This is a genomic window from Fibrella forsythiae (assembly GCF_017353175.1).
In the GTDB taxonomy this organism is placed as follows: Bacteria; Bacteroidota; Bacteroidia; order Cytophagales; family Spirosomataceae; genus Fibrella; species Fibrella forsythiae.
In genome coordinates, this window is record NZ_JAFMYW010000007.1 from 330,641 (window position 1) to 342,867 (window position 12,227).

13 protein-coding genes are annotated in these 12,227 nt (G+C 52.8%); 2 read left to right on the plus strand and 11 right to left on the minus strand.

Features of this window, described 5'->3' with window-relative positions:
* Positions 1-24 precede the first annotated feature (24 nt).
* The 5 genes from J2I46_RS22435 to J2I46_RS22455 all read right to left on the minus strand — a co-directional run bounded on the left by J2I46_RS22435 (position 25) and on the right by J2I46_RS22455 (position 5,031).
* On the minus strand, positions 25-1,164 hold the full coding sequence (locus J2I46_RS22435) for a multinuclear nonheme iron-dependent oxidase (RefSeq protein ID WP_207331299.1): 1,140 nt from the start codon (positions 1,162-1,164) through the stop codon (positions 25-27).
* 22 nt (positions 1,165-1,186) lie between these two features.
* Entirely contained in the window at positions 1,187-1,342 is a 156-nt protein-coding gene (locus tag J2I46_RS22440) for a chryseobasin-related MNIO class RiPP peptide (RefSeq protein ID WP_207331300.1), read from the minus strand.
* Between the two features lie 140 nt (positions 1,343-1,482).
* A complete protein-coding gene (locus tag J2I46_RS22445; protein ID WP_207331301.1) occupies positions 1,483-1,980 on the minus strand; it encodes a DinB family protein in 498 nt (165 codons plus the stop codon).
* 211 nt (positions 1,981-2,191) lie between these two features.
* Entirely contained in the window at positions 2,192-3,826 is a 1,635-nt protein-coding gene (locus J2I46_RS22450; RefSeq protein ID WP_207331302.1) for a carboxylesterase/lipase family protein, read from the minus strand.
* A gap of 134 nt (positions 3,827-3,960) precedes the next feature.
* Complete coding sequence (locus tag J2I46_RS22455; RefSeq protein WP_207331303.1) at positions 3,961-5,031, minus strand: glycoside hydrolase family 113; 1,071 nt, start codon at positions 5,029-5,031, stop codon at positions 3,961-3,963.
* 23 nt (positions 5,032-5,054) lie between these two features.
* Here J2I46_RS22455 and J2I46_RS22460 point away from each other — a divergent pair, with 23 nt between their 5' ends.
* Positions 5,055-6,419, plus strand: a complete 1,365-nt coding sequence (locus tag J2I46_RS22460) for an L-serine ammonia-lyase (protein ID WP_207331304.1) — start codon at positions 5,055-5,057, stop codon at positions 6,417-6,419.
* Positions 6,420-6,537: 118 nt separating this feature from the next.
* Here J2I46_RS22460 and J2I46_RS22465 read toward each other — a convergent pair whose 3' ends face one another.
* From J2I46_RS22465 to aroQ, 6 genes are all read right to left on the minus strand, one after another.
* Entirely contained in the window at positions 6,538-7,152 is a 615-nt protein-coding gene (locus tag J2I46_RS22465; protein ID WP_207331305.1) for a trimeric intracellular cation channel family protein, read from the minus strand.
* 25 nt (positions 7,153-7,177) lie between these two features.
* Positions 7,178-8,434 carry a peptidase T gene (pepT, locus tag J2I46_RS22470; RefSeq protein WP_207331306.1) on the minus strand — a complete coding sequence of 419 codons (1,257 nt, stop codon included), beginning with the start codon at positions 8,432-8,434 and terminating at the stop codon, positions 7,178-7,180.
* Between the two features lie 13 nt (positions 8,435-8,447).
* Positions 8,448-8,915, minus strand: coding sequence for a pyrophosphohydrolase domain-containing protein (locus tag J2I46_RS22475; protein WP_207331307.1), 468 nt, complete (start codon positions 8,913-8,915; stop codon positions 8,448-8,450).
* Positions 8,916-8,953: 38 nt separating this feature from the next.
* The gene (locus tag J2I46_RS22480) at positions 8,954-9,532 is read right to left on the minus strand and encodes a MarC family protein (protein ID WP_207331308.1); all 579 of its coding nucleotides are present in this window, start codon (positions 9,530-9,532) and stop codon (positions 8,954-8,956) included.
* A 64-nt stretch (positions 9,533-9,596) separates the two neighbouring features.
* On the minus strand, positions 9,597-10,628 hold the full coding sequence (locus J2I46_RS22485; protein WP_207331309.1) for an aminotransferase class V-fold PLP-dependent enzyme: 1,032 nt from the start codon (positions 10,626-10,628) through the stop codon (positions 9,597-9,599).
* Positions 10,629-10,674: 46 nt separating this feature from the next.
* Positions 10,675-11,133, minus strand: coding sequence for a type II 3-dehydroquinate dehydratase (gene aroQ / locus J2I46_RS22490; protein ID WP_207331310.1), 459 nt, complete (start codon positions 11,131-11,133; stop codon positions 10,675-10,677).
* A 100-nt stretch (positions 11,134-11,233) separates the two neighbouring features.
* On the opposite strand from aroQ, the gene xerD reads away from it, so the two are divergent.
* Positions 11,234-12,136: a site-specific tyrosine recombinase XerD gene (gene xerD, locus J2I46_RS22495; protein WP_207331432.1), complete on the plus strand. Its 903-nt coding sequence runs from the start codon at positions 11,234-11,236 to the stop codon at positions 12,134-12,136.
* Positions 12,137-12,227 lie beyond the last annotated feature (91 nt).

The window sequence follows — 12,227 nt, forward strand, 5'->3', positions numbered from 1 at the left end:
CGCACAGCAGCACCAACCAGCAAGCTACTTTTTGCTAACGAATCCATCTTTCCATTTGCGGGCAATGGAAACAGCCGTTTCGAGCATACTGGGTTCCCAACGTTCTACCTCCCACTCTGAGTTTGCCAGCGACGACTGCGCCAGACGTGTCTGAGCCTGACTCACATCTGTTGATGATTCCAGGATAGCCGATAGCTCTACCTGCTGATTGTGCAATCGGTGATTTTCGAGGGGCATCGCGTTTATGATCAGCGGCAGTTGAGGTAGGAATGAGTTCATCGTGGTCGTAGTTGCGGGTTTGTTTTTCTCTTGAACAATTGTATCCATTCGATGAAAATCGGCCCGAAATGCCTGTTGCTGCCCCTCGGTTGTCAGTCCGTTCCCTAGTTGTTCAAGTACCACGTACTTAAGATTAGGGCACTGGTCAATTGTTGTACTAAGCCAGTTGAATACATCGTCAGGCACGGCATCATCATGGGTATCGCGTCTGATCAGTAAACCGGGCTGTGTTTCTGAACCACTCCAGCTCCCTCCGGAAATATGAATTTCACGAACCCGATCCAGCGGATACAACGCCATCAGATCGTCGTGCATGATACTAAAATTATGGCTTTGGCAGTATAAATTATGCAGATCAAGTATAATGAATCCATTAACCGGTTGAATTAGCTGCCTTAAAAAATCACCCTGCCGTTTCACATCGTCGAGCGTGTAGGCAAAGGCCAGGTTTTCCAGGCCTACAGGGCAGCCACAGGCATCCTGAATGCGTTTGAGACGATCCTGCCCCAACGCTAGCGTGACGGGCGTACACGGAATGTTGATGGGGGCGCCCTTATGGAAATCCTCGCCCGTCATAAATCCGAAATGTTCGGTAACGTGATCGAATTGATAGTCGCGGCTCAGCGCATGCAGTCGCGCCAGCCAGTTTTGCTGATCGTGGGTCCAGCGACCAGACAAAAGCGAAAAAAAGACGCCATGCCCGATTAGCCGACCGGCCTCACTATAAGTCGTTAACAGGTCAACGAACCAGTCGGGCAGTTGCTGGTGGGCGTAAAGTGTATCAAACGACCATTCCAGCGCCTCTACCCGCTCGGCTTCGAAGAGGGGTAGCGACGCCAGAATGAGGTTCGTTTCCAGGTTGCAGGCAATCGTTGAGCGAATCATGGCTGGTCAGGTACGTTCCATCTTACCCCATACCGCAGCCAGGGCAATCGTATGGCACCTTTTTCACTTCTGGTTCGCCACTTTTAGGTTTAATGACCTTATCGTTAATACAGGCCGTGACGGTCGAAACTGTTACGGCCAGGGCCATCGCTTTCAACACCATTTTTGAGACTTTCATCGGGGTAGCAGGTTAAATCAGTATTATGTTCGTTTTCCCCGTGACCCCATTCAACGCCGATTGGTTGGTAGCGTACTCATTTTTTTTCAGTTGCTGTTCCGGCTGACCCAGACACCGCTTATACAAGTACAGGTACGTTGCTAAAACATGGGTTCGTCGGCGCTTGGGCCGTAACTACCGGGAATCGGAATATCCAGCAATCGAAGGTAAACGCCCAACTGAGCGCGGTGATGCACTGTCTGCGAGAACGACATACGGATAACCTCACCCTTCGTATCTGTACTGATGACGACGTCGCCGTTCCGCATGGTCCAGGTTGGCTCCAGGTCGGCTTCGGTTGCGTTGCTGAGGGCCGCTTTGCCGTCTGCCAGTGATTTCTCGAAAATGGCAAGCACTTCGGCTGTACTGGAAACGGTCGTTGGCGTAAAATCCATTGTGGCAAAATCCAGCCCATCGGTTTGGAGCGTCATGGCCACCCACGAAGGCAGCTCGGCGATGTGAACAGCCAGGCTACGCATCGGCATACTTTTAGGGTGAGGTTTCCAGTCGTACGTATCGTCGGGAATCCGGCTCAGCATCTTGCGGGTGGTCTGGGCCTCCATGTCCATTTCTTTTAGCAGCATTTCGATGATTGACATAGCGATTTGGTTTGATTGAGCACCAAAGATCGGCGCCACTACTGACAGCCCTATGTCAGTAGGCTTTCGGCAGTATTGGTTATCGTTTCAACAGACAGTAAGTAGCCTTTTACTGTCTGTGCTTGGCTGACCTGATGGAACCCCTGTAAACGAAAGCGACCAGCCCGGTTTCCCGAGCCAGTCGCTGATGATAGTCACTCTTGTATTACATTTATTTCACGAAAAACTGATCCAGAAAAAGATACCGGTCACGGTGTGCTTCCACCTGTGGCTGCGTGTTCACGTCGATTCGCATGACGGGTGCCGGCTGGCCTGCTTTTACCGCACTCCAGGCTGGCAGCCCTCCCCCATTGGGGTTGCCTGTTTTGATGAAATTAGCGAAATAGGTCTGCATCGTTTTCGACACTTTCTCGTCATCGGCCGTCCAGGCATATACTTTATTACCCGCCAGATTGCCCATCGCGTATTCGATCTCGGCTGAGTGAACAGCACCTTTTGGAGGAGCCTGACGAGGCGCTGACGCATCGGCGTTTCTAACCACACCGCCGGCCAAACCAGCCGTTGCATTACCCATTTCGGGTACCATAGCCGGCCGTGGGCGCGTATAGAAATACCGGTATACAGGCTTACCACCCGTTTGGCTTTGCAGATCAGTCCATTTCCAGGTGCTGAAGCCAATAAACCGATCACCAGCCAGATCAGTAGCCACCTGCTCTACATCGGCATCAGACGTGGGCGTATAATGCTTCAGTACCTCGGCGGCTTTTTCACCATATAGTTTTTCAACAGCTTTGGCAAAGTTGGCAACCGTTAAGGCCTCATTACCCATCACGGCCTTATAACCCGACTCTTCCGAGTTCCAGCCCGCCAACAAAGGCACGTGAGCCTGTTCGCCCGTTCCGAAGATGGCCGCTACCGGTTTAGGAAAGAAATAACCATCAACGCAGGTACTGAATCGGGGCGTGCCCGGTTTGGCCGTGGCTTCCAGGATTTGTTCGGCTGGCAACGCGCGCAACTCGGCTAATGAATTAGCCCCAATGCTACTGCCAAATTTGGTACCCAGTGCTTCAGCTTCGGTCAGGCTCATGGGGGTTAACGTACCCAGCAGCGAACCGCTTTCGCCGATGGCACCGGCAATCAGGTTTTTCGACAAGGGCGAAGCCATCTGCGCACTCACCGACGTTGACCCGGCCGATTCACCGGCAATGGTAACCCGCTTAGGATCACCGCCAAACGCTGCAATGTTTTTTTGCACCCAAACCAGCGCCGCCTGCTGGTCGAGCAGCCCGTAGTTGCCCGACGCTTTATGGGGCGATTCTTTCGTCAGTTCAGGATGGGCCATAAACCCGAATACACCCAGCCGATAGTTTACCGTAATGGTTACGATGCCCTGCCGGGCCATACTTTCACCATCATAACGTGGCTCTGAACCGTCGCCAGCCATGTAGCCGCCGCCGTAGAAGTACACCAGCACAGGCAGTTTGTCGTTGCCCGATTTAGCGGGCGTCCAGACATTCAGATAAAGGCAGTCTTCTTTTACGCCATCAGACCGGAAGTTCATATCACCGAAAATAGCCCGCTGCATGGCGCGAGGCCCAAAGTGATCGGCTTTTCGCACACCCGACCAGTTTTTTGGCGGCATCGGCTCACGCCAGCGCAGCTCACCCACAGGCGGCTGGGCAAACGGAACACCTTTGAACGTACGCAGCCCCCCCGTTTCCAGTACGCCTTCAAGAGTTCCGTTGGCGGTTTGTACGCGTGGCGGCGCAGTAGTTTTGGGCGTTTGGGCAGGCGCTATATTGGTCAGGCCAACATACGCCAGCAGTAAAATCAGCTGAAATTTCATCAGGTAGTCGAAGATGATTGATACAATTCCTGAGAAAGAGAATCACGGCGCTTTTCTTACTGTATTTTTTACGGTAAGGTCTTGAAAAAGCTGGCGATGAATAGCCCAACTGCTCTCATAAGAAACCAGTTTCTCTACTTTTTCCAGATACGTTGCAATACGGCTTCGGCGGGTTTGCCTTGCGGACTGTACATATCACGTTCGCGGTGATTACCCCCGGGTCTGTCACGTTCCAGCATAAACCACTTCCAGACGAACCCTCCGGCAAACCAGGGCTGGGCCCCAAGCGCTTCATAAAGAGCCGCGTAGGCATTGGATTGTGCCTCCATATTCGGTTCACAGTCCGTCTCCGACTCCCAGGGTTTTTCGGCGGTGCGGTTGCACGAACGGTATCCAAATTCAGTGAACAGGACTGGTTTCTGATACGCTGCACTCAGCGTTGCCAGTTCGTTTATTGGCTTCTTCCAGCCGCGTACCATTGCTTTTACCGATGGAGTTCTGTCAGCAGAAAGCGGAAAATAGGCATCGACGCCAATGTAATCGAGCAGATCCCAGAACGGCAGTTTATCGTACCGATCCCAATTGGCGGCGTAGGTGAGTTTCCCTTTGTAAATCTTTCGCACGTCAACTATCAACTGCTTCCAGAAATCGGGGCGAGCCAGAGCAAATTTATCAAGCTCGGTGGTGATACAGAACAGGTCGATCTTTAGCGAATCGGCCAGACGGGCATGGGCCAGCACGTACCCACGGTAATCAGCTTCAAACGATTGCCAGTCGGTTTCTTTCTCAAAAGCCAGGTCAAGGTGTGACCCCCCCATCATCCAGACGTGCGGTTTCAGCATAACTTTCAGGCCCTCGGCTCGAGCCATCTGCACCGTTTCGGCCACGCCTTCGGGCGATTCACCCCACCACTGGCCACCGCCCCGCCGCTCACCCGGTGGTCGATTGCCCGACCAGAAAAAGTGGGGATCGTCTTTCCGGCAGAAGCCATACGGCACAACCGCTACCCAGGTTCCGCCATCGGCTTTGAGGGCGTGCAGGGTTGTATCGGCAGGTTTTCGGGGTGGCGCAACCAGGTTCGCCCCTTTGATCCGTTCGCCCAGGTGGTTGTAGGGTGGCCTGCTTTGGCACGAAGCCACCAAACAGACGAACAAACAGGCCAGACATATGAGTTGGCTTATAGGATTTGGGTAGATTGCAGACATCGTGTACAGGTTCATCAACAGCTATGATTACTACTTCCGTTTTCGATTTATTTAAAATTGGTCCCGGTCCGTCGAGTTCGCACACCATCGGCCCCATGAAGGCCGCCTTCGATTTTGTGCAGCGACTGACCCGGCTTTCTCCCGACCAACTGACCCGCGCCGATGCAATCCATATTCACCTGTATGGATCGCTTAGCGCAACGGGCAAAGGGCACGGCACCGACCGGGCCATTGTGGCCGGGTTACTGGGCTGGCAACCCGAAACCACCGACCCCGACGCCCTGAACCTCCTCCTACGCGATGCAGACATGACGTACCCGGTTCAGGTTGGCACGAAGATTATTCCCGTTGGCCCGGCTTCGTTTCACTTCGAACGGGTTCGGTACGATTCGCCCTATGCCAACACAATGGTACTGAAACTGACTGGCAACGGCGACTTACTGACCAGCGAAGAATATTATTCCATTGGCGGCGGCTTCATCATCCGAAAAGGTGACACAACCGACGCCAGCCAGCAACGCACGGTGCCGTATCCATACAGCACCATGAACGAACTGAAAGCGCACCTCAGCAAATCTGGCCTCCCCCTGGCCGATGTGCTGCTTGCTAACGAAATGGCCGTTTCGGGCAAATCGCTCCGGGAGGTGAACCTTCGCCTCGACCAGCTCATCGAGGCCATGCACAAGGCGGTTCGGCGCGGCCTTCGGCACCGGGGTACGTTGCCCGGCACCATCAAATTGCGCCGAAAAGCTCCCGTTTTGTTTCAGCAGGCCCGTTCGCTTTCGCAAAGTGCAGATAGTTTTCTGATTTTCCTGAATGCGTACTGTCTGGCAGCATCGGAAGAGAACGCGGCGGGGGGTATTGTGGTCACTGCGCCAACATCGGGGGCTTCGGGCGTAATCCCCGGACTAACGTACCTGGCCAAAAATCATTTTCACTACAGTAAGTCCACCCTGCGCGAGGGTATGCTGGCGGCGGCGGCAATCGGGTTTCTGGTAAAGCACAACGCCAGTATATCGGGTGCCGAAATGGGCTGCATGGGCGAGATCGGAACGGCCTCGGCGATGGGTGCCGCCTTCCTGACACATTGCGCCGGCCACGGCATCGACGCCATCGAATCGGCCGCCGAAATCGGCATCGAACATCACCTTGGCATGACCTGCGACCCCATTGGCGGGTACGTTCAAATCCCGTGTATCGAGCGGAACGCAATGGGAGCCGTAAAAGCGTATAACGCGTTTCTGCTGGCCTCGTCAGGCTCACCCGGCATGCAGAAGATATCGCTCGACGCCGTCATCAAAGTCATGAAAGCCACTGGCCGCGACATGTCGACGAAATACAAAGAAACCTCCGAAGCCGGTCTGGCGCTAAGTGCCACTGAGTGTTAAGGCACCAGGATCAACCTAGCAGCGTAGCTGCTCAAAGCCAGGATTTTGGGCAGCTACGCTACTAGGTCATTCAAAATACAGCCGTTACAAATGGGGAAGCAAATGTCCTCGCTATCAGTCAGATCTGAATTCTGGGCAATGTCAAGTCCAGACGAATAGCCACCAGCCTGAATAGGGTGATTAATCCCGCCGATAAAATGAGGTTTAGTGTAGCGTCTACGCCCAGAGAATTGTTAAGTAAATAGAGCAAGGCACCTGCCAGACAAGGCGTTACATAAAGCTGCCGGTCCAAAATCAGCGGCAGATCGTTGACCAGTGTATCCCGAATCACTCCGCCAAACAAAGCGGTGATGATCCCTAACAGTATAGATGCCCAGTCGTTTACACCGGCCAGTAGCGCTTTTTGCATCCCTAGAATGGTAAAAAGCCCAATACCAATCGTATCGAAGATAAGTAGCGGTCGTTGGAGGGCACCGAGCCACCAATTGCGACACAACACAGCAATGACCACGTTGATACTAATCACAATCAGGTAGTTGGGATCCCGTATCCAGGCGATCGGATGAGCACCCATGATTACGTCGCGAGTTGTTCCACCACCCACTGCTGTTAGAAAACCGATGAAAAACAGGGCGACTATGTCATGGTACATTTTTTTCCTCAGCGCTGACAACACGCCTGAAATGGCAAAGACACTTGTGCCTACTAAATCGATTATGTACCAGATGGTCATATGTGTGCTAACTAACTGAAAATCGTCAGGCGCTCGCCCACACTTGGGCTAGGTGAACAACCACTTCGGCGGCTTTCTGCATGTCCTGCACCGAAACCCATTCCTGACGGGAGTGAAAGGCGTGTTCACCAGCGAAGATATTGGGACAGGGCAGCCCCATGAACGACAGGCGTGAACCGTCGGTACCACCCCGAATGCTCCGCCGGTTGGGCGTAAGGCCTGCCCGACGAATGGCCTCCAGGGCATGACCAACCACCGCCGGATGCCGATCCAACACCTCCTTCATGTTTCTATACTGCTCTGTTACAGAGAACGTTGCCGTTGAATTCGGATAATCGGCCAGCACCTTGTTTAACAGGTTCTGGAGCAACGTTTCGTGTTCGTGCAACCCCGCCGTTGTGAAATCGCGCACGATAAAACCCATCGTCACCCGATCCTGATTTCCCTCGATATTGGTTGGATGCACGAAGCCTTCTTTGCCCTCGGTCGTTTCGGGCGACAGTCGTTTCTGGGGGAGCCCTGCCAGGATATCGCCCGCGATTTTCAGCGCGTTTTCCAGCTTGCCTTTGGCGAAACCAGGGTGCGTACTCACGCCCTGAATGACAATTTTCACGCCATCGGCCGAAAACGTTTCGTCCTCCAACGTACCCAGCGACTCACCGTCGATCGTGTAGCCATAGGCTGCGTCGAGCTTTGTCATGTCGATGTTGGCCGTGCCTTTTCCGACTTCTTCATCGGGTGTGAATAGCAGGCGAATGCGGCCGTGCGGTACGTCAGGGTTTCTGACCAGATACTCGGTAGCCGCCATAATTGCCGCCACGCCCGATTTGTTATCGGCACCCAGCAACGTGGTGCCGCTGGCCGTGATGATATCGTTGCCGATCTGTGCCGACAAATCGGGGTGGTCTTTCTGCCGAATGACGATAGGCGCATCACCCGCATCAGCCACATCGGGCAGCACGATATCGGCACCATCCCACTGATAATGAATCACGGGCTTCACCCCGGCTCCGGTCACGTCGGGCGAGGTATCCATGTGGGCGCAGAAGCAGATAACAGGTACGTTGTGTAGCCCCGCAGTAGCCGGAATGGTGGCGTAGATGTAGCCAAAGTCATCAAGGGCGGCATCTGTGATACCCAGATCGAGCAGTTCCTGCACGAGCACACGGCCAAGGTCTTTCTGTTTTTCCGTAGTTGGACTCGCCGAAGACTGCGGGTCTGACTGGGTATCGATCTGAACGTACCTGATAAATCGGTCGGTGAGTGTTTCAGCGTTTATCATAACGGATCTGCATTTAGGCCTCTAGAATTGTAGCCAGGTTAGCTGGCGAATAATTAACGTTTTTGAGCGTCTTCCGGTCGGCATCGCGGTATACCAGGTATTTACCGTCCGATTCCACATAGTGACAGGGAAACCCTTTTGCGGTGTACTGAGCCACTGTCGCTTCAGCTTCCTCAATGGTCAGGCAGGCCTTACTCATATTAGACCGCTGTACTTCGTTGAACAACTCATTGAATTTAGAACCTAATCCGAATTCCAATACAGCACCCGATAATACGTATTGTAGATCGCAGAGCGCATCAGCAATGTCAACCAGGTTTTTTTGAGCAATAGCTTCGCGTAATTCGTCTAGTTCTTCGGCCAGTAAGGAAATGCGTAAGCCGCAACGCGCTTCAGACGGAATTTGTGGCGAATCGAGAACAGGCGCGTGAAAAGTGCGGTGGAATTCGGCCACGGCATTCAGTGAATCAGGTGAAATCATAGTGGAATAAATAACGGCGGAATAACAAGCCGGAATCGTTAAAAACTAGCAGGTAATAAATTCGTTTTAATGAGTTTAATGGAGATGGCCAGCAGAATGATACCAAATATTTTTCGGAGCACGTTCAGCCCACCCGGTCCAATTCGGTCTTCGAGCCATTCCGACGATTTAAGTACGATATAGACCAGCAGCAGGTTCAGCACTATACCAACCAGAATATTAACCGTTTGATATTCAGCCCGCAAAGAAATCAACGTCGTTAACGTACCTGCCCCAGCAATAAGCGGAAAGGCAATGGGAACGATGTGTGCAGCACCGTCGGCCTCTACTTCTGATTTAAAAATTGTTCGCCCAAGAATCATTTCCAGACCGATCAGGAAAATAATCAGTGCACCCGCTACGGCAAATGATGCTACATCGACACCAAATAATTTCAGGATACGTTCGCCCAGAAAAAGAAACGCAATCATTAGCACTCCCGATGCAAACGTAGCGCGTTCGGCTTCTATTTTTCCTACTTTTTTACGCAGGTCAATCAGCACCGGAAGCGAACCAAGAATATCGATTACCGAAAAAAGAATCAGCGTAACGGAGATAATTTCTTTAAAGACGAGCATAGCGTGGTGGCATCAATCGGTAAGGCCGAAACTCCAGATTCGGTAGACGTAGTATCGCTTATTTCTACCAAAGCTGGAGCGTTGGCCATACGCGTAAGAACCGTTTCAATTCGTTTATTTCTTCATCCGAAATTGCTGGAAAATTCGCAATTCTGAACGTTGTATTCTTCCAGTCGCCGTAGCCATTCCCAAGCAAAAGCCCGGCCTGTTTGGCCAACTTCTTTACGGCACTAATATCGGCTTCTGACCCTTCAACGGCAATAACCGTATCAGACCGTTGCGCGGCATCGCTGATCAATAATCGGAACGGCGAGTCGGCCAGTTCCTGCTCGAAAAACGTGTACCAGGATTCGGCGCGCTGTTTCGTCACCGCATCGATTACGTCGATTGGTGGCACCTGTTCCAGTATGGCTTTTAACAGGTAGATACCCAGGCCATTGGGCGTGTAGGGCGTCTGAAATTTCTCGAAATTTTCGTGGAGAAACAGCAGGCTATTGTAGTGGTCATTTTCGCCAATCTCTTCAGCCCGCCGTAATGCCCGGGGCGAATAAATCAGTACGGCCAGCCCGGCCGGCAACCCGAAACATTTCTGAACAGACGCAAACCAGACATCGGCCAGCGACCACTCGAGCACAATGCCTGCCATGGATGAAACAGCATCAACGGCGATCAGGGCATCCGGAAAGGTATGGCGAAACTCGGCCAGTGCGGGCATACGTACCTGCGTACCATTGGATGTTTCGTTTTGTACTATGCACAACACGTCGGCCTCATCGGGCCGATGCATCGGTTTCAGCTTATGGGCATATTCCATCCACTTTTTACCGAATGCGCCGCTGTACGGGTGTAGGCTCGATTGCTTCGTCAACGACTGCGCCACAATCTCCCAGCATTCGGTTGCCGACGACACCAGCGCCACGTGGTAGGTCTCAGGTACGTTCAGTTTCGCCTTCAGGGCGCGAATTGCCCCTTCCGTTATGGCCATAAACTCCGGGCTGCGGTGGTTCATGCTGACAATACCTGACTGGCAGGCTTCTGCCGCAAACCCGGCTACCTGCGGGTAAATTTTGGATGGGCCCGGATAGAAGGTGATCATGATTCAGTCGTGAGTTAACAAGTATCACTAGCGTTGCTTAGGTACGTTATCGGCCAGAGCCCTTGCTAACTGGCACCTGTTCGTTGCTCATTGTTAAAGCTCTGATAGCCAACTCATAACCCTGAAGCCCTAAGCCCAGAATGACGCCTTTACACTTGGCCGATAAATAGCTGTGATGACGGTATGTTTCGCGGGCGTGTACGTTGCTGATGTGCACTTCTACCGCCGGTGCCGTAACGGCCGAGAGCGCATCGGCCAGCGCAATAGATGTGTGTGTGTATGCCCCCGCATTGATCACGATTCCATCGACGGTGAAACCCAGTTCATGAATTTTATCGATCAGTTCGCCTTCGTGGTTCGACTGAAAATAGCGGAGCTGCACATCCGGAAACAGCGGTTCAACGGTTTTCAGGTAGTCGAGAAACGTTTGGCTGCCGTATATGTGTGGTTCGCGTTTGCCAAGTAAATTCAGGTTTGGGCCGTTTATGATCAGAATCGTAGTCATGGTTGTCGTGCGGTTGTCGCCACCGCAAAGTAACGGGGCCAACACCGATTATTCACAAACAGGCGGTGTTTTCAGCCGCAAAACCGACTTTTACAGGATCATGTGGGAACGGTATAGCAACGCGTTTAAAAATTACATGCGGCTCGAACGGTCGCTGTCAGAAAACTCCATCGACGCTTATCTGCACGATGTGGCGCGGCTGCACGAGTACATTCAACACACACATCCAGACATTGGGCCATTGGCGGTACACGAAGGCCATATTTCCGGTTTTTTACAATACATTGGCGAACTGGGTCTTGTGGCACATAGTCAGGCCCGGATGCTATCGGGCGTGAAGGCTTTTTTCAAATACCTCTTGCTCGAAAACCTGATTCAGCACGACCCCGCCCACCGGATTGAGGGTCCAAAGCTGGGCCGAAAACTGCCCGACACGCTCAGTTTTCCCGAAATAGAACAGATGTTGGCGGCCATCGATCTGTCGACACCCGCTGGCCCCCGTGATCGGGCGGCGCTGGAAGTACTCTACAGCTCGGGCTTGCGGGTATCCGAACTGCTCGACCTCAAACTGACCGACTGCTACTTTGATTCGGGCTTCGTGCGGGTGATGGGCAAAGGCAACAAAGCCCGGCTGGTTCCCATTGGTGGCGATGCCATCAAGTACACGACGCTGTATGTAGCCCATACTCGTAGCCAGATCGATATACAAAAGGGAGATGAAGACACACTGTTCCTGAACCGGCGCGGCACCAAACTCTCACGGATTACGATGTTTACCACTATAAAAACGCTGGCCGCCACGGCTGGCATTACGAAAACGATCAGCCCGCACACGTTTCGGCATTCGTTCGCCACGCACCTGATCGAGGGGGGGGCTGACCTGCGCGCCGTTCAGCAAATGCTTGGTCACGAGTCAATTACCACCACCGAAATCTACACCCACCTGGATCGTGACTACCTCAAGCAAACATTGACCGATTTCCACCCCAGAGGCCGAAAATGAACGTTGATTAGCAGCTTCCTACGTTTAGTAATTTTCAGGTGACCCGTTCCAACCATTCTGCCGGATGGTGAATCTCACCCGCGTCGAACGC